Origin of the sequence: Streptomyces sp. CBMA291 (assembly GCF_014596525.1) — a bacterium.
Lineage (GTDB): Bacteria > Actinomycetota > Actinomycetes > Streptomycetales > Streptomycetaceae > Streptomyces.
The window spans coordinates 58,167-76,438 of sequence record NZ_MSJP01000105.1 but is presented as its reverse complement, the minus strand read 5'-3'; the positions used below and the strand labels follow the sequence as shown (position 1 = coordinate 76,438).

Annotated in this window: 12 protein-coding genes; 6 read left to right on the top strand and 6 right to left on the bottom strand. The window is 69.5% G+C overall.

Annotated elements, in window-relative coordinates:
* Positions 1–66: 66 nt before the first annotated feature.
* Positions 67–1,653 carry a regulator gene (locus BU197_RS25445; RefSeq protein WP_188270647.1) on the bottom strand — a complete coding sequence of 529 codons (1,587 nt, stop codon included), beginning with the start codon at positions 1,651–1,653 and terminating at the stop codon, positions 67–69.
* Between the two features lie 289 nt (positions 1,654–1,942).
* Here BU197_RS25445 and lipB point away from each other — a divergent pair, with 289 nt between their 5' ends.
* The 4 genes from lipB (at position 1,943) to BU197_RS25425 (ending at position 5,045) form a co-directional block, all read left to right on the top strand.
* On the top strand, positions 1,943–2,800 hold the full coding sequence (lipB, locus tag BU197_RS25440; protein ID WP_317452149.1) for a lipoyl(octanoyl) transferase LipB: 858 nt from the start codon (positions 1,943–1,945) through the stop codon (positions 2,798–2,800).
* A gap of 102 nt (positions 2,801–2,902) precedes the next feature.
* Positions 2,903–3,859, top strand: a complete 957-nt coding sequence (lipA, locus tag BU197_RS25435) for a lipoyl synthase (protein ID WP_188270646.1) — start codon at positions 2,903–2,905, stop codon at positions 3,857–3,859.
* A gap of 255 nt (positions 3,860–4,114) precedes the next feature.
* Positions 4,115–4,330: a hypothetical protein gene (locus BU197_RS25430; RefSeq protein WP_188270645.1), complete on the top strand. Its 216-nt coding sequence runs from the start codon at positions 4,115–4,117 to the stop codon at positions 4,328–4,330.
* A 10-nt stretch (positions 4,331–4,340) separates the two neighbouring features.
* Positions 4,341–5,045 carry a DUF4191 domain-containing protein gene (locus tag BU197_RS25425; RefSeq protein ID WP_188270644.1) on the top strand — a complete coding sequence of 235 codons (705 nt, stop codon included), beginning with the start codon at positions 4,341–4,343 and terminating at the stop codon, positions 5,043–5,045.
* A 213-nt stretch (positions 5,046–5,258) separates the two neighbouring features.
* Here the strand turns inward: BU197_RS25425 and BU197_RS25420 are convergent, their stop codons facing one another.
* Positions 5,259–5,726, bottom strand: a complete 468-nt coding sequence (locus BU197_RS25420) for an RDD family protein (RefSeq protein WP_188270643.1) — start codon at positions 5,724–5,726, stop codon at positions 5,259–5,261.
* A gap of 281 nt (positions 5,727–6,007) precedes the next feature.
* On the opposite strand from BU197_RS25420, the gene glnA reads away from it, so the two are divergent.
* The gene (gene glnA, locus BU197_RS25415) at positions 6,008–7,432 is read left to right on the top strand and encodes a type I glutamate--ammonia ligase (RefSeq protein WP_188270642.1); all 1,425 of its coding nucleotides are present in this window, start codon (positions 6,008–6,010) and stop codon (positions 7,430–7,432) included.
* A gap of 338 nt (positions 7,433–7,770) precedes the next feature.
* On the top strand, positions 7,771–9,300 hold the full coding sequence (locus tag BU197_RS25410) for an endonuclease NucS domain-containing protein (RefSeq protein ID WP_317452148.1): 1,530 nt from the start codon (positions 7,771–7,773) through the stop codon (positions 9,298–9,300).
* A gap of 170 nt (positions 9,301–9,470) precedes the next feature.
* Here BU197_RS25410 and BU197_RS25405 read toward each other — a convergent pair whose 3' ends face one another.
* Genes BU197_RS25405 through BU197_RS25390 form a run of 4 tightly spaced genes read right to left on the bottom strand, consistent with a single transcriptional unit; the run spans position 9,471 to position 18,064 of the window.
* Positions 9,471–12,116: a pPIWI_RE module domain-containing protein gene (locus BU197_RS25405; RefSeq protein WP_188270641.1), complete on the bottom strand. Its 2,646-nt coding sequence runs from the start codon at positions 12,114–12,116 to the stop codon at positions 9,471–9,473.
* Entirely contained in the window at positions 12,104–15,604 is a 3,501-nt protein-coding gene (locus tag BU197_RS25400) for a hypothetical protein (RefSeq protein ID WP_188270640.1), read from the bottom strand. The genes BU197_RS25405 and BU197_RS25400 overlap by 13 nt, the downstream gene beginning before the upstream one ends.
* Positions 15,597–16,739, bottom strand: coding sequence for a hypothetical protein (locus BU197_RS25395; RefSeq protein ID WP_188270639.1), 1,143 nt, complete (start codon positions 16,737–16,739; stop codon positions 15,597–15,599). Before BU197_RS25395 ends, BU197_RS25400 begins: the two co-directional genes overlap by 8 nt.
* Entirely contained in the window at positions 16,736–18,064 is a 1,329-nt protein-coding gene (locus tag BU197_RS25390) for a PD-(D/E)XK nuclease family protein (RefSeq protein ID WP_317452147.1), read from the bottom strand. The genes BU197_RS25395 and BU197_RS25390 overlap by 4 nt, the downstream gene beginning before the upstream one ends.
* Positions 18,065–18,272 lie beyond the last annotated feature (208 nt).

Genomic DNA, 18,272 nt, shown 5'->3' with positions numbered 1-18,272 from the left:
CGAACCGCCCGGTCGCCACCCCCTCCACGGGGCGGCGACCGGGCAGGTCCTGGCCGGGCGGCGGTGTCAGCCGAACGCCGCGACGCGGTCCCGGTAGGTGCGGGCCGCCGCCGCGTCGCGGTAGGGCTCCAGACGGCGTTCGAAGTCGCGGACGTATTCGACCGCGCGGGCCGAGCGCATCTCGGCGGCCTGCTGGGCGGCCTCCGCACCCAGGGCGCAGGCCTGGTCGAGTTCGCCGAGGGCGAGCCGGGAGGTGGCCAGGACCACCCGGCAGAAGAGGCGGCTGCGGGCGTAGCCGGGGGCGCGGAGTTGCAGGGCGCGCTCGGCGTGCTGGGCGGCCGTGCGGTACTGCTGGAGGTCCCGGTGGCAGTGTGCCGTCTCGTCGGCGAGCTGGCCCTCGTCGAACGGCCGGGCCCAGTAGGGCACTTCGTCGCCGGGCCGGGCTGCGCCGAGGGCCAGCTCGGCCCGTACGAGGGAGGCGCTGCACGCGCGGGCCTCGCCGAGGACCGCGTGGCCGCGCGCCTCGACCGCGTGCAGCATCGCCTGGACGACGGGCGGCGCGGCGGGCCCCACGCCCTGCTGGGCGACCCGGGCCAGCTGCACGGCCTCGCGCCCGTGGCCGAGGTAGACGGCCTGGCAGCTCATGGTGAGGAGCACGTACGAGCCGTAGGCCCGGTCCCCGGCCGCCTGGGCGAGGCGCAGCGCCTGCACGAAGTAGCGCTGGGCGAGGCCGTGGGCGGCGATGTCGTACGAGGTCCACCCGGCGAGCCGGGTGAGGTCGGCGGCGGCGGCGAAGAGCCGGCGCCCGGTGGCCTCCCCGTAGGTGCCGCGCAGCATGGGCTCGGTCTCGTGCTCCAGATAGCGGACGAGTGCCTGGCGGGCGTGGCCGCCGCCGTAGGCGTGGTCGAGGGTGCGGAAGAGTTCGCCGACCGAGCGGAGGGCGGCGATGTCGCCGCCGGAGACCCGCTGTCCGGGCCCCCGGTCGGTGCCGCGCTGCCGGGGCAGCGAGACCCTGCTCTGCGCGGGCACCCGGGGGTCCTGCGGGGCGCGCCCCTCCTGCCCGCTCCGGGGGTCGTACGGGGACCGTCCGTCCGGCGTACGCCCGTCCGGGGTGTACCGGGAGGCGTACGAGGTCGGGCCGCCGTCCTGTCCTGCGCGGGCGGCGGCGGGCGCGGTGCGGGCGGCGGGGGCCGGTTCGCCTCGGGCGACCCGGTCGTCGGCGCGGCCGATCAGCCAGTCCCGGCTGGGCACGACGAGGCCCGCGGGGGTGAAGGCGATCTTGCGGAGTTCGGCGTGGCTGCCGGAGTCCTTGCGCCAGAGCCCGCTGACGATGTCGACCGCCTCCTCGGGGGTGGCGGCGAATTCCAGGCCCGCGTAGACCGGCGCGCAGGCGTCGAGGCCGAGGTCCTGGGCGGAGAGGCGGCGGCCGAGCCTGCGGGTGAAGACCTCGGCGATGAGTGCGGGCGTGGTGCCGCGCGGCTGCTGGCCGCGCAGCCAGCGGGTCACGGACGTCTTGTCGTACCGCAGATCGAGGCCGTGCTCCAGACCGAGCTGGTCCACCCGTCTCGCGAGTCCCGCGTGGGAGAAGCCCGCTTCGGCGATGAGCGCGGCGAGCTGGCGGTTCGGGATGCGCTGCGGAGGTCGTTCCGTCATCAGCTGTGCGGTCTCCTGCCTTCCGGGTCCGGGCGTCCGTCCCGTCGGACCCTCATGGAACGGCGCGAATTTAGCGGTCTATACGGTCCGTACTGCCTGCTTCGCCCCACATTCATCCGATCGTGTGAGGATTGGCGGCATCGCTGACGCAGGGGTCCCCGTCCACCTGCCGGAGGGGTGTCCCCGGCACCGCCGTACAGTTGCGGGGGCGCGAATGACGCACGGTGCCGCGCCGGCCCGGGATGATCCCCGGTCCCCGGTCCGACGGCACCCATGAGGAGGCATGGCCGTGAGTGAGCTGCGATTCGTCCGCCTGGGATTCGGCGCGGAAGCCGTCGACTACCAGGTGGCCTGGGACAAGCAGCGCGAGGTGCACGCCGCGCGGTTCGCCGACGAGACCGGGGACATCTGTCTGCTCCTGGAGCACCCGCCGGTCTACACCGCCGGACGGCGCACGACGGAGAGCGAGCGCCCCCTCGACGGGACGCCCGTGGTGGACGTGGACCGGGGCGGCAAGATCACCTGGCACGGCCCCGGCCAGCTGGTCGGCTACCCGATCATGAAGCTGCCCCGCCCGGTGGACGTGGTCGCCCATGTCCGCCGTCTGGAGGATGCGCTGATCCGCACCGCCGCCGAGTTCGGTCTGGAGACGACCCGGATCGAGGGACGCAGCGGCGTCTGGGTCCTCGGCGACCCGGTGGAGCGGCGCCCGTCGCTCGGCGGTCTGTCGCTCGACTTCGATCCGCGGCTGGCCGACGAGGAGTTCGACCCCCGCCTGAACGGCCCCGAGTACGCCCCGTCCAACGCCGGGCAGCGCCGCGAGGACCGCAAGCTGGCCGCGATCGGCATCCGGGTCGCCAAGGGCGTCACCATGCACGGCTTCGCGCTCAACGTGAACCCGGACAACACCTGGTTCGACCGGATCATCCCGTGCGGCATCAGGGACGCGGGCGTCGCCTCGCTCGCGAACGAGCTGGGCCGTGACATCACGATCGCGGAGGTCCTGCCGGTGCTGGAGAGGCACCTGCGGGAGATCCTGGAGAACGCCGAGCCGAAGCCGCGCGAGATCGAACGCCCGGAGGCCGGGCAGGCGGACGCCGTACGCCCGGTGGAGACGGGGCGCGCGGTGGAGACGGCCTCGGCCTGAGGAATGCCTGGCCCTGGCCAGAGGTTGGCCAGACGTCATCAGACATGGGAAGCAACGGCGTACCCTGGTGTGCGCCGAAGAATCGAAGCTACAGGAGCCGATGTGTCCGCAGTCGCACCCGACGGACGCAAGATGCTGCGCCTGGAGGTCCGGAACGCCCAGACCCCCATCGAGCGCAAGCCCGAGTGGATCAAGACCCGGGCGAAGATGGGGCCCGAGTACACGAAGATGCAGAGTCTCGTGAAGAGCGAGGGCCTGCACACGGTCTGCCAGGAGGCGGGCTGTCCCAACATCTTCGAGTGCTGGGAGGACCGCGAGGCCACCTTCCTCATCGGCGGTGACCAGTGCACCCGGCGCTGCGACTTCTGCCAGATCGACACGGGCAAGCCCGAGGCGCTGGACCGGGACGAGCCGCGCCGGGTGGGCGAGTCGGTCGTCACGATGGACCTGAACTACGCCACCATCACCGGCGTCGCGCGCGACGACCTGGAGGACGGCGGTGCCTGGCTGTACGCGGAGACCGTGCGCCAGATCCACCAGCAGACGGCGGACCGCGCCGACGGGCGGACCAAGGTCGAGCTGCTCGCCCCCGACTTCAACGCGGTGCCGGAGCTTCTGGAGCAGGTCTTCGACTCGCGCCCCGAGGTCTTCGCTCACAACGTCGAGACCGTGCCGCGGATCTTCAAGCGGATCCGCCCCGGTTTCCGCTACGAGCGCTCGCTCGACGTGATCACGCGCGCGCGTGACTACGGTCTGGTCACCAAGTCGAACCTGATCCTCGGCATGGGCGAGACCCGCGAGGAGATCAGCGAGGCGCTCCAGCAGCTGCACGACGCGGGCTGCGAGCTGATCACCATCACGCAGTACCTGCGCCCCTCGGTCCGGCACCACCCCGTGGAGCGCTGGGTGAAGCCCCAGGAGTTCGTGGAGCTGAAGGAGGAGGCCGACGAGATCGGCTTCTCCGGCGTGATGTCGGGACCGCTCGTCCGCTCCTCGTACCGGGCGGGCCGGCTGTTCCAGCAGGCCATGGAGAAGCGGGCTTCCACGCAGGGCGTGTGAATCCGAGCACGAGTGATTACCGGCCGGTAGTGGCCGGATGTGACGCGGCCCGTACGGCCCCGCAGCTCAGCGGGGACGTACGGGCCGCTCCGTCGTCCCGGGGCTGCGCCGACCGGCCGTACCAACGTTTCATCAGTGTTTGACCGCCGGGTCACACCCTGGTAACACCGACCTGTGAGCCTGGTTTCACTCACCGCGGCCCCTGCTCACACCCCCGCCTCGTCCCATCCGCGGCAATCGAGGGAGGACCCCGCCATGCCGGCCGTATCGACGCGTCTGCGCGTCACGGCGATCCCGTCCGTCACCGGCGCCCTGCGGGCCGTGGAAGCGCTGCTCCTCGGCTCCGGACAGCGCACCGCCCGGCGAAACGCCTGGAACTCGGTCCTCGAAGACCGCCGCCACGCCAAGGACCGGGTCGAGGCCCAGCGCGTGATGGAGGTCGCGTCGGGCCGCGCGTCACGGGCCACGTAAACTTCAAGGCATGGCGAGGAAGGCAAACACGGGCAGCGCTGACGCTGCGAACCAGGGGCGGCTCAAGCAGATCGCCCTCACGTACAAGATGACCCGGAAGGCCGACCCTAAGGTCGGACTTGTCGTCGCTGGCGTGGGCATCGTCGTACTCGGTGTCCTCCTCGCGATCGGCTTCCTGATCGGTCACCCGGTCTATCTGGGCATCCTGGGCTTCGTCCTGGCGCTCCTCGCGGCGGCCATCGTCTTCGGACGGCGTGCCGAGCGCGCGGCCTTCGGGCAGATGGAGGGTCAGCCGGGAGCGGCGGCGGCGGTTCTACAGAACGTCGGACGCGGCTGGACGACGACCCCCGCGGTCGCGATGAACCGCAGCCAGGACGTGGTGCACCGGGCGGTCGGCCGGGCCGGCATCGTGCTGGTGGCCGAGGGCAACCCGAACCGGGTCAAGACGCTCCTGGCGGCCGAGAAGAAGCGGATGAACCGCGTCGTGGTGGACGTGCCGGTGCACGACCTCATCGTCGGCGACGGCGAAGGCCAGGTGCCGCTGAAGAAAATCCGTACGACCATGCTCAAGATGCCCCGGGTGCTCACCGGGCCGCAGGTCACCGCGGCCAACGACCGGCTGCGGGCGATGGGCGACCTGATGAGCAACATGCCACTGCCGAAGGGCCCGATGCCCAAGGGCATGCGGATGCCGCGCGGCGGAAAGATGCGCTGACGCCCGACCTGACGAGAAAGGCCCCGGACCGATCGGTCCGGGGCCTTTCTCGTGGGCGGGTACGGGCACGGGGGCCGCGCGTACGGGCGGGTACGGGCGGAACGGGCGGGTACGGGCGACACGGCGGCTGCGGGGCCCGCCGAGGCTCGGCGGGGGTGCGCTACGGCCCTGGTTCGCCGACAGGGGCGGGCCTGTGACCTGGGGGCCTGGGGGTCAGATACGGACCTGGACGGCGCCGGAGAAGCGGTCGTGGAGGCCTCGGCCGTCGCGGTCCCAGATGAGGGCCGGGAGCGCCAGGCAGACGAGCAGCGAGCGGAGCGCGACGCGCGGGAGGCCGAGGCGCCCGCCGTGCACGGAGACGACGCGGAGACCGAAAAGGCGCTTGCCGGGGGTGGAGCCCACGGTGCCGACCGTCAGGATGCTCAGGACGAGCAGGATGACGAGCGCCCAGTTGCCGGTGGCCTGGTTGTAGCCGTCGGTGATCAGGCCGTATGCGATCAGCGTGCAGAGGGCCCAGTCGACGGCGAGGGCACCGAGCCGCCGCCCGGGACGGGCGATCGAACCGGGCCCCTCGGCGGGCAGCCCCAGCTGCTGGCCGCGGTAGCCGAAGTCGACACCGGCCTCCTCCGCCGCCGCGCGGGGTCCGGAGAGCCAAGATCCGAGTGCTTGCCTGTTGTCCACCCGACCACGGTACTGCGCCCGCCGTGGATCACCCGGGGCCGGGTGGGTGAAGCGGGACGAAGAGGAGGGGCGGCGGGGCGGGAAGGGAGGGTGGGGAGAGCGGGTCCGGGAGGCGGTGGGGCCCCCGGAAGGCACCCAGCCCGGTTAACTTCGACGAAACAAATGGGTCATGCTTGAGAAATCCCGTCTGCCTATGGTCGGGTCCAGCGTGGCCACCGCACTGGCCGTCACGACCGAGCCGCAACCCCGCCCCTCCCCGGGCCGGGAGTAGGAGGAGTTGGATGTCCGCGAAGCACGGGTTCCAGAACGCCGACGAGGTCAACAAGTTCATCAAGGACAACGACGTCAAGATGATCGACGTCCGGTTCTGTGACCTGCCGGGCGTGATGCAGCACTTCTCGATCCCGGCCACGGCCTTCGACCCGGCGGAGGAGCTGGCCTTCGACGGCTCGTCGATCCGCGGCTTCCAGGCCATCCACGAGTCCGACATGTCGCTCCGTGCCGACCTGTCGACGGCCCGGGTGGACCCCTTCCGGCGCGACAAGACGCTGAACATCAACTTCTTCATCCACGACCCGATCACGGGCGAGCAGTACAGCCGCGACCCGCGCAACATCGCGCGGAAGGCGGAGGCGTACCTCGCCTCCACCGGCATCGCCGACACCGCGTACTTCGGTCCCGAGGCCGAGTTCTACGTCTTCGACTCGGTCCGCTTCGAGACCTCGGCGAACCAGGGCTTCTACCACATCGACTCCGAGGCCGGCGCCTGGAACACCGGTGCGGAGGAGAACAACCGCGGCTACAAGGTCCGTTACAAGGGCGGCTACTTCCCGGCCCCGCCGGTCGACCACTTCGCCGACCTGCGCTCGGAGATGTCCCTGGAGCTGGAGCGGGTCGGCCTCCAGGTGGAGCGTCAGCACCACGAGGTCGGCACCGCCGGCCAGGCGGAGATCAACTACAAGTTCAACACGCTGCTGGCCTCGGCCGACGACCTGATGCTGTTCAAGTACATCATCAAGAACGTCGCCTGGCGCAACGGCAAGTCCGCGACCTTCATGCCGAAGCCGATCTTCGGCGACAACGGCTCGGGCATGCACGTCCACCAGTCGCTCTGGTCCAACGGCGACCCACTGTTCTACGACGAGACGGGCTACGCGGGCCTCTCGGACACCGCCCGCTACTACATCGGCGGCATCCTCAAGCACGCCCCGTCGCTCCTCGCCTTCACCAACCCGACGGTGAACTCGTACCACCGCCTGGTGCCGGGTTTCGAGGCGCCGGTCAACATGGTGTACTCGCAGCGCAACCGCTCCGCCGCCATGCGTATCCCGATCACGGGCTCCAACCCGAAGGCCAAGCGCGTCGAGTTCCGCGCGCCGGACCCGTCCTCGAACCCGTACCTCGCCTTCTCGGCGCTGCTGCTCGCGGGCATCGACGGCATCAAGAACAAGATCGAGCCGCTGGAGCCGATCGACAAGGACCTCTACGAGCTGGCCCCCGAGGAGCACGCGAACGTCCCCCAGGTCCCGACCAACCTGGAGGCCGTCCTCACCGCCCTGGAGGAGGACAACGAGTACCTCCAGGCCGGCGGCGTCTTCACCTCGGACCTGATCGAGACCTGGATCGACTACAAGCGCACCAACGAAATCGCCCCGATCCAGCTCCGCCCGCACCCGCACGAGTTCGAGCTTTACTACGACCTGTAAGAGGGTCGCGAGCTGCGGAGACGCGGTTCGATCGCTTGCTGTTTCGGCTGGTCAGGGATTCCTCTGGCCAGCCGAAACATTTACGCGAAAGAGCCATTTCATCGGCACAGGCCAGGCCGAAGGCCAGTCGCCATGAGAAGTGAGGATACGACCCGAGACCTGCGACGTCGCCACGGCAAGCACCACCGCAGCGCCAGCCCACGACTGCAGCAACAACGGCCGTAACGCCCCCGCCCGGACTCAACAACCTTGAGAAAGCACCGACTTTCCAAGCCGGGACGCAGCCGCCGATCCAACGAAGCACCCCCAGTGCCGCAAAACCCGGGATATGCTCATTCGTGTCAGACAGGCCGAACGTGAGCTGCGGGAGGGCGGGGGCCAAGGTGGCTGACCGGAGCGAGGCTGACATTCGGGACGAGCTGGCTCAAAACCTCGCGCTCATCGAGCCCGGACTCTCGCTCGTGGGAGTCGAGTTTCACCTCAGGAACACACAAGGCGCACGCGGCTTCGTGGATATCCTGGCGCGGGACGCACTGGGCAATCTGGTCATCATCGAGCTGAAGCGCAGTGAATCCACATCTCGACAAGCGATCCACGAGCTCTTCAAGTACACAATGCTTATTCGAGCCGGGCACGGGATCGGCCTTGAAAGGTTGCGCTGCATTCTTTTGTCGACCTCTTGGTCGGAACTCCTGGTCCCGTTCTCCGACTTTGTTCGCAACGTCAAGTTCACTGCCGAGGCGAAGCAGCTGATACTGGACGACACCGGGCGGGTTACCGCTATTGTCCCGGTGCCCCTGGTTACTGATCCAACCGCCGCCAGACTGTTACCGTGGCACAGCATTTTCCTATACGGCGACGATGATTCCAGGTCCGCTGGTGCACTGGAGCTTGCCGACGGGATGCGGCACGCCGGTATCTCCGACTACGTCCTCGCGCTGCTCGACCACAACGGGGAGAGCCGCCACGTTATCCATCAGCATGCCATCTACGCTGCCGTCTCCATGCACTTCGCCGACGGACGCCCTCTAGTGCCATACACGTCCCCCGAATACGTCGAGTATGATCAGCTCACCTATCAGGCATCCCGGCGGATCACCCCGGAGGCCATCGAAATCGGGTACCCGGACAAGCTCCGCCAGATCCTGAATTCCTGGAAGGTCGACCGAGTCATCCGCGGCGGCCGCTTCTCCTCAGGAATGCTGTGGCCCGACGACGGGCTGATCGGTCTAATGCTCTCCGAGGCTGGCGAGCACTCCCGTTGGCTCGAAATCCTGGCGTCCCCGCGACACCCACCCGGATGGGAGAATTCACTCGGGCGGTTGGCACAGTTCCTTGAAGGCAACTTCAACTGGAGTAGCGGCTTGGAGAGCGTGCTGGGCTACCTGGAAAAAATGGCGACAGTCTCACTGCGGATCTTCCATCCGCAGGATGTCATCACGGCCATCGGCCACGCCATACGCCATGAGAGCACCTCGGCGTTTCCAGTCCTGGAACTCATTATAGACACCCATGGCGAGACGAGAATCTTCAAAGGATTCGCTTGCTGGGATGGCGAGACACAACCGACAGATCCGACAGAGGTGATGGGTCAGATCCTGTCCGACGGTGCAGCCGAATACTTCAGCCTTTACCACTTCGACGGCATGGGGCCTCACGACCCGGAACTAATGGCACGCCATGGGCTCTCATACGAACTCTTCGAAGTCATCGACCGCAGATTCGTCCAGAGATTCAACCCGCCAGACGGCGCTTGGGTTGAGTTCAACGAAGGGCAGCGTCGCAAATGCAGGCCAGTCGTTGATTTCCTGTTGACCAATCAAACGTACTGTCAGTCGCTCGAAAAGCTGACCCGCCCCATAGGGTAGCCGAGTGGCTTATCTACCATTGATTTCAGGCTCTACGGAGCACAGTTGACTACCGCGCGGGTCCTCTCCGCTGCTCCCCCGCTGGAAAACCTGGCCGGGACGAAGCTGGCCCTGGGCAATCTGGGGCCGTCACGCTCCCGGGGATCCGGGAGCTGCGGCCTTCGGTGCCGTCAAGGTGTGCTCGTGTCCAGAGGCAGGACGTACTCCCCCGCCAGGCGGGCCAAATGGAGAGGCAAGGGGCGCGACAGAGGCGGGTAGTCGTCGTGGAAGCGGAGCTGATGGGCGAGGGTCGCCCACTCCTCCGGGCGGTCGGCGGGGACGTCCGGCCGACCGGCTCCGGCCAGGGCCGATTCGGTCAGACAACCGAGGACGGTCAGCTCCAGATGGGCTGGGTTCCAGGCGGTCTTGCCCGGCGCCGTGCGGCCCGCCGCCGTCGACGGCACGATCTTCCTGAGCCCTTTCGGCAGGGTCGCGGTGTGGGGAACCTCCGCCGTGCTGACGAAGACTCGACGGTCGGGCTCGTCCTGACCCCAGACACCCTGGGAGAAGCCGGCTTTCCCCGCTCCGTCGTGCGCGTACCACTCGGGCACCTCGTCCCGCCCGTTCGCGTCGCGGGTGAGGACGATCCGCAGATCGGGGCCGTAGAGGGCCAGCCGCTGGGCCGTCCCCTCGCCGAAGGAGAGCCGGTCCCTGGCCAGGTTCCCGTGCTTGAGGCCAGGCCAGCCTTGCCGGAGGTTGCCCACGTCCGCGAGGAGCAGCGTCGGCCGGTCCCTCAGCTGGAACAGCACCGAACGAATGTGCTGTTCGACCGTGGCGGGCTCCGTCAAAGCGGCTTCCGACACGAGCGAGAGCAGCAGGTCGGGGTAGGGCACCCAGGCGGCCCGCTCCGCGTTCCACCCCTCCACTGTGCTCCGCCCGCCGTCGCTCCGGACGCGTACGGCGATCAGCCGACGTGCGGGGCTTCGGGTCGGTCCCCGGCGCGTGTGACGCACCAGCCACAGGGCGGCGTACTGCAGGTCCGCCGGAATCCCGTCACCGGCGCGGTGGGCGGGGGGCTCAATGGCACCGAGCTGACGCAGCGTGTCCAACCAGGCCCACCGGGCCCGGTGCGGCAGCGACGCGGCCGAGTCCTCGGGCAGGTTGACGAACTGACTGACTCGTTCCTGGCGGGCACAGGCGATGCGCAAGGCGTGCTTCGGATCGGTGTCGGGATCGGGGAAGCGGTCCTTTCCCGCGATCTCGATGATCGCGGCGCCGCGCGCCCCGTCCGGGCTCGCCAGGTGATCGGCCACGAGTGCGGACCGCCTCTCGACCGCCTCCGCCAGACGGGCCGCACGGCGCCGCCTCCGGTCTCCCGACACCTCCAGTGAGGAGACCAACTCGCCCGCCGAGCGGGCCCGGACCCTGAGGTCGATACCGTTCCCTCGCCAGTGCCAGCGCTCGTCCTCCGGTCCTCCGGTCCTGTCTCCCGGCGGCATTCCGAGTACGTCGGAGAGGGCCGTGTGCAGGGCCTCCCGGGTCTCCTCCGACTGCCACAGGACCTCCACGTCGAGTGGACCGCCGGAGAGTGCCCCGGTGAGGACGCCGCGCCTGGCGGTCGTCGCGGCGGTCTCCCGGGCGGGGGCTTCCGTAGTGGTCTGCCGGGACAGGAGGGCGGGAATGTTCCGCCGGGTGACCCGGGTCAGATCCGGAACCCGGCGGAACATCGGCGCCAGCCCTTCCTCGACCCACTCGTCCAGCTCCGCCCGTTCCTGGGGCATCAGTCCTGGTCCGACCCCATGTGCACCGTGCGCGGAGCTGTGGACGACGCCGGCCATGATGCCTCCCGCGCCGGCGAGCCATTTCTCCGGCTTCGCGCACAACTCGGCCGGCTCGGGGTAGCGGTGGACGATGTCGAGGTCGGAGATCAGGAGTGCGGGGCTGTGCCCGCGCCAGGCGAGGCGTCCCCTTCGCCAGTCGAACCCCACCGCGTTGGTGACGAGCCGGTGGCCCCTGTCGGGGCCGTCGGGCCAGGGAAGAGGGGAGTCCAGGAGCACCGTCGCCCCTCTCGCTCCACGAGAGGGGGCCGGGAATCGGGTGGTCCAGCGACGAATGCCGTAGGAGACGTGCACCCTGAAGCGCGCCATGAACGGGACGGTCTGCACGGTCACGGTGAGGAGCGCCGAGTAGTACCAGGTCTTCCCCTTGCTGACGTACTGCCGGGGCGGCCAGGAGACCAGCTCCGTGCCGTGGTCGGCGGTGACGACCCGGAAGGCCAGCTCCGTGCCCCGGGCCCGGAAGGGGCGCTGTGCCAGATGGAAGGCGATCCGCTCCGGAAGAAGCCGGAACAGCCGCCGGGCTGGCTCGGCCGTCCCGCCCAACGATGTCGTGGTCTCGGTGAGGTCGACCGATTCGCGCTCCCAACGGGGCAGTTTTCCGAGGGCTCTGTCGAGATCGTCCAGCGCGGTGTCCGGTACGAGGTCGTCCCCCTCGTTCTCGTCGTCGTGGGCCCGCAGCATCCCGGCTGCCCAGGTGGCGACGAGGGGGGCGACAACCTCCCGTGGCACGGGTTCCCGTGCGTACAGCCATGGCATCGTGCCGTCGCCACCGGCGCCGCGCGCGGTGGCGAGGACTCCGGGGGCCATGGCGCGGAGCAGGGCGTCGAGCCGACGGAGGGGAAGGGAGCGTGACGGTCCTTCCCCGTTCCGGGTCCGGTCGTACACCTTCAGGAGTTCCTTGTGGAGTTCGTCCTCGAGACGCACCACGTGCAGGGGCTCGGTCCAAGGGCCGTGGGCCGGGTCGGGCTCGTAGGCGGCGGTGCGGATTACTCGGTACATGTGTCTCCTCCTCGTCGCGTGTCGGTCTCGGTGGTGGCGGCCGGTACCTCAAGGCAGCGGCGCAGGCTCTTCCAGAGCGGTTCGTAGAGGGCGCGGACGATGAACCGGTCGCGCGGGGGCTCGGTGCTTCCCTCCACGAGGTACGGGTCGAGCACGGAGAGCACGCTGTGCAGGAGGCTGCTCTCCGGGGTGTCGAGCAGGGGCGGATCCGCCGCGAGGTTCGGCGCGAAGGCGGCGTCGACGAAGACGACCCGCGCAGGTACGTGGCCGCGGACCAGACGTCCGATGACCTGCCACATCAGGACCAGCATGTCCCAGGTCACCTGGATCCTGTCGGCCTCCTCAAGACGGCTCCACGCCATGCTCCGTCGCAGCACCTGGGACCAGCGGCGGCGGGCCTGTGCTCGTACTTCCTCCGCCCCCTCGTCCATCGTTGCGGCGTCGCGGACCCAGCGGGCGAATTCGCCGCTCGCCCGGACGCGGCCGATCCAGTCGTTGATCGAGTGGACCGCCAGGGAGAGGTCGTTGGGGTGGGGGTTGGGGCGGGCGAGGAAGTACACCGTGCCGATGGCCGCCTGCTCGTCCTCGTTGAGGATGTTGTGACCACGTTCGACGGCGAGCAGCGGCGCCACGAGGATGTCCGCATCGCATTCAGCGAGTTGCTCGACGTCTCCTCGGCGCAAGGTCCGGGCGGAGGAGTCGCCGTCTCCTTCGTCGTCGACCTTCTCGTCGTCGGAGACGAGCCGCAGGACCTTGTCCTTCCAGCGTGAGTTGAGGTTGTGCAGGGTGTCAGCCACGAGGCGTGCTTCCTCGTAACTGCCCACCAGCAGGAGGATCTGGTCCCGGCCATCGGGGAGTTCCCTCAGTTCCCTTTCCAGCGGTCCGCCGTGCGTGGCGGTCTCCGCCGAGGCGCCGAGCCATCGCGTCATGCGCCGCAGTACTTCGGGGCGGTCCTCCGGGCTGGATCCCGAGAGCCTCAGCTTGGTGCCTTCCTCGTCCCCCTCGACGAACTCGAATCGCATCAGGCTCTCCTCGCCGATGCGCTCAGCCGCCTCCGGCGGCGGTTCGATGATCACACCGACGGGGACATCGACGTGGTATCTGCTGGACTTCCCTGCCCAGCTACTGGCGGACATCAGGAGGACGTGCGCACCGGGACGTCCGTCGACGGTGGCGAGATCAGGCATCGCCCGGAGGAGTTCGCGGCCGATGCCACTGCACCGGAAGAAGGTGAGCTCGCCGCTGCGGACGCCGCCGCGGTCCTGTCCTCTGACCCGGAACTGGAATCCCAGCAGGTTGCCCATGGGGGCCTCGGGCACCATGGGGCCATAGGCTTCCGGGCGGCGGTACATGGAGTTGTGCCCGAGCTTGAGCGCCGCCTCGACTCTCGGCCACATCGCGCTGATCAGGGCGAGCTTCGGTTCGAGGGCGCACAGCAGCAGGGTGAACTCGAAGCGCTTGGCGAGTTCGGCGTGCCAGGCGGTAGGAGTCTGAGGGGGCTGGGGCTCCTTCCCCCGTCGTTTTCCCCGCTGCCGGTGCGCTTCCCGTTCCCATGCGGCGTGCTCCTCCACGTACCGCTCCTCCTTCGCCTTCATCCAGGGCTCCATGGCGAAGACGCGGTCCATCACCTCGGTCACTCGTCGCCGGGTGGTCTCGGGGTTTCCGGTGTGCAGCACTTCGCTGAGGAGCCCGGTGAGTTCGCCGAATTCTTCGACGGTCATCCGGGGCCGGTCGCCGAAGGGGTTGTCCCGGAAGGCGTCCAGCCGATCGGCGAGTGCCTGGCGCGGTGCGCGGAACGGGTCGGGCCCGCCTTCGTCCGCAGACCTCGGATAGCGCTCGTCCAGGAGGCCCAGCTGAAGCGTCCAGGCGCTGAAGTAGCCGGTGCGCACCCAGGTGCGCAGGTCGTGGTCGGCGACGAGCATCCCGTACAGGCGGTCGGTGGCGGCGGTGGAGGTGTTCAACGCGGCGTTGAAGATCTCCACCTCGCGGTCGGAGAGCTGGGTCCGTCCGGCCACGGAGAGTTCACGTGTCTTGTGGTCGTTGAGCTCGTCGATGAAGCCGTTCTTGGCGCCTCCTGCCAGCAGCACGGCGGGAGCGAACGCCTGGTCGAGGTATATCTGGACACGGTCCACCTCGTCCACGATCACGAGGTCGCTCCGTCGGCAGGCGAGTTCCAGGTACTGGATGCGTTCGCCGTTCTGAGCGGTGGGCGGCCTGGAGTCCAGGAGGCTGGCATGGGTCGCCACCCAGATGTCCGCCGCCACCAGCTCCCGGGAGGAGTGATGGCGTGGGCAGGACCCCCAGTAGGGGCAGCTCACCGGTTGCTCCCGCCATTCGGGCGCGGGTTTGCCGTTCACTCTCTTCCGGGGCTGGGTCACAGGGGGCTTCAAGCGGGTGCAGGGTGCCTCCCCGAAGGCCAGCGGCTCGTCGGCGGGTCCTCGGCGCATGAGGCTGAGTACGCATGAGGTGCTCAGGTGGGCGAAAGCCGGATCGTCATGGGCGAGCAGCCGGTGCTCCCCGCGCCCCGCGAGCCGCCGGTGCAGACGCTGGGCGTGCTTCTCCTTGCCACCGGCGCCGAGCACGGGAGCGGCGGCCCCGTTCGTATGGGTCCCGTAGAGTTCCACCAGCTTGAGGACCTCGGCGACATCGGTGACCACGATGGTGACCCTTTTGGCGTGCCGGGTGACCAGGTGTACCGCGATGATGTCGCGCAGGGTGCTCTTGCCCGCGCCCACGATGCCCAGCAGGTGCTGGACGCGGTCGACGGTGAACCGTTCGGCCCGGACGAACCCCTCCCCACTGCTGGTCGACAGAACGAGATCGTCGAGTCGGCCGACCCAGTTCGCGTATCGCTTGTCGTCCATCTCCGCGGCTGTCTCCCGCAGGTCATCGAGACAGAAGGTCAGCGGTTCCCCCTTGCCCGGGGGCAGGGCGTCCACGTCGTGTGCCACCAGGGGGGCGGGGGGTACGGACGGCAGGTCCACGACGGCCAGTGTGCGGCTCACCGGGAAGGCGTGCGGGCCTTCCTGCGCCACGTCGGGCTGCCTGCCCGCGAGCGGGGGTGCCGCCTTGAGCAGTTCGTCGTAGGTGGCCCGACGCCCGGTCGCGACGAACGGATGCCCAGGGGTCGCCGGCAGGCTCGGGTCGGGCACGTCGAAGGCGCGCAGGGAGGGGTCGAAGCGCTGGTAGTGCAGGAGTGCCTCCCGCCAGGCTCGTCGTCGGCGCAGGGTCCACATCGAGTAGCGGCCGACCCTGAGCATCGCCTCGTGTTCCGGAGTGTGAGAGACCCCTCGAGCCTTCGCGAACTCGTGGCCGCTGAACAGCACCCAGGCGTGTGCGGCAGGGCTTTCCGGTGTGAGCTTCCCTTGCAGGTGCAGGCCGATCTCCACCTGGCACAGCGCTTCGAGCAGGTGCTTTCCCACGTGCGGTCCGGCATGGGTGGAAAGTTCGTTCAGCACGCGCGGCAGAGCGCGGGCGAGACTACGCATCCTCGTTCTCCTCCTTCTCTTCCTTCCGGGACGTTCGCCGGTCGCGGAGGCTGCGGACCACCCCTTCGGGAGGAACCAGCGCGGCCCGTCCGCGCGGGCCGGTGCCGAGTCCCGCCTCGAACGCGGCGCGATAGCCCGGGGATTGACTCGTCTGCCGGGGGACGACGACCAGCACACGGCCTTCGTCCGGTGCGGCTGAGGTCTCGGTCACCCGGGAGGCGAGAAGGGCGGGCTGCCGACGGTCGTACACCTTCATCAGGCGCCTTCCCGTCCCCTCGCCCTCGATGCGGTGGGCCCCCAGGCCCGAGGGGAGGAACGTGGGGGTGATGCCGGCGCGTGCGAGTCGGGCCAGCACGTCACGCTCCGTCCGGTGGGGCAGGGCGAGGAAGACGCGCAGGGACCCTTCCAGGAGGAGATGCCGGCCCGGTTCCCTGATCAGGCTCGCCGCGGCCGCGGGCCCGCAGCTCTCGCTCTCGCAGACGGGGGCGGTGCCCGACGGGGACTCCGGAAGGGGATTCTTGGAGAGGGCCGGCATGCGGCATACGGCGCAGAGAGCGAGCACCCCTTTCCTGAGCAGGTTCTCCGGGACGGGGTGGTACAGATGTTTCACCTGGTTCCACACCGTCGGGTTCCATCGTCCGGAGCCGGGAAACCTGTCCTGGATGCTGACCGACGGATGCCGGGCGAGGAAGGCCCGGCACTGTCGGTAGCGGTCCACGGGGCCGCATCTGTCGGCGAGTTCGGCCAGGATTCGCACGGCCTGCTGTTCGGGCGTGCCGTCCTCGCCGTGCGACGCCCATTCGAGACACGTCCGGCTCGGGAGCAGCCGGTCGGGGTGGACCAGAGCCTGTTCCTCCCCTCCCTGCGGCAGGCCGAACAGCCGATGGCCGAGTGTCGCGTCCCTGCACCACATCAGGAGGTCGGGCAGGCTGCGGGGAGGTGTCTCGCCCCTGCCCAGACACCTCAGTACGATCCGGTCGAAGAGGAGTTGGGCCGCCGGTGGATAGGGCAGCGCGAACGCACGCAGGCGGGTCCCGGCCGCCAGGTCGACCACTGTGCGCGCGAGCGCGGCGTACGCCTCCGCGTCGTCCCCTAGGGCACCAGGCGTCCGCTGCCGTGCTTCCTGGGAGGTCAAGCGGCCACCTCCGGTTCCTGCTTGGCGGAGCACCATCGGGCCATCTCGCAGCGCGCGCATTCCTTGCCCGGCGTCGCCTCGAATCGGCTGTCGCCGTGCCAGGTGTCCGTCAGTTCCTTGAGCACCTTGTCCGCGGCGGTCCGGGTCCCGGGATCGAAGGGGTCGACGATCTCCAGGTCGGCGCCCCCGGGTCGGAGCGTCTCCAGTTCGATCCGGGATCCCGAGGAGTCACCCCCGAGGTCACCGCGTGCGATCAGGGCGACCCCCAGAGCCAGCTGGGGGTACCGCTCCAGGAGCGGCACCCGGCCGCGCCGTTCGGCGAGCGAGGTCTTGGTCTCCCGCCATACCCAGGAGCCGCCGTCGCGGTAGAGGAGGTCGGGAGCCGCGATGGCCACCACGTCGGCGGTGGAGTCGTACCGTACGACACGGGCCTCGGGCCGTACGTCGCTCCGGTCCCGTACCTGACGCAGCGGGCACACGGCGGCGTGCCTGGACAGCAGCAGGGCGCCGAGCGCACGGTCCTGTTCGGACAGTTCGTATTCCTCGGGCACCCACCTCTCGGGGATGTCCGCCGTGCACGGGCGGGTCGGTCCGTCGCCGTGGCGTGTGGCCAGGTAGGCGTGGACGGCACGGCCCCGTTCGACGTCCGCCCCCTTCTCGATCGCGTCGACGGCCGGGATGCGGAGGCGCCGCAGGTGGTCGCGGGCGGGGCACGTCCGGTAGTTGCGGCCGTTGGTCACGGACCAGGTGCGCCGGGTCCTGCCCGGGGCGTCGAGGGTCAGCAGCCCCGGCGCCTTGCGCAGGGCCGGGCAGGCGGAGAGGAAGGGACATGCGGCACAGGCGGAACCCGGACGGTACTCCGGGGTGTCGAGGACGGCGGCGAGGGCCTGGCTGCCATGGGACCGGTACGCCTCGAGGGCTTCTGTACGGGTGCCTTCGAACAGCACCCTGACCTGGCCGTCGAGCAGGGCGAACTCCACTACGCGTACGCGGGCGGGCTTGGGCCCTGGCCGGCCTTCGGCGAGGACGAACGCCGCTGCGGCGACATGCCCCGCGCTCGACGGTGCGGCCCTCAGCCGGTTGACGGGAAGGCGCAGTTCGCGCGTCGTGCCGTCAGCCGAGCGAAGGCAACGCCCCCAGACGGTGATCCGGTATTCGCGGGCTCCTCGCCGGTCCGGGGAAGGAAGCTGGTGTCGATAGGCCCAGGGGGTGGGTTCTTCCACCATCGGCGAGTCCGGGTGGGACGGGAACGCCGCGCGATACGTCGCCAGTGCGTGCTCGGTCCACTGGACCAGACCGTCGTGGGCGGGCTTCCCTCCGGACACGTCCGCGGAGCCTTTGTGGTCCGGTCCGGCGTCAAGCGCACGCATGAACGGTCCGAAGGTGAAGTGCTCCAGCCGTTCCTTGGGACGTCGTACGGGAATCTGGGCCCTGTACCCCCGGGCCTTCAACGCGTCGGCGGCGGGGCAACGGAAGTCACTGCCCTTGAGCATCCCCAAGGGAACGACGACTGTGTCCGATTCCCGGAGGATC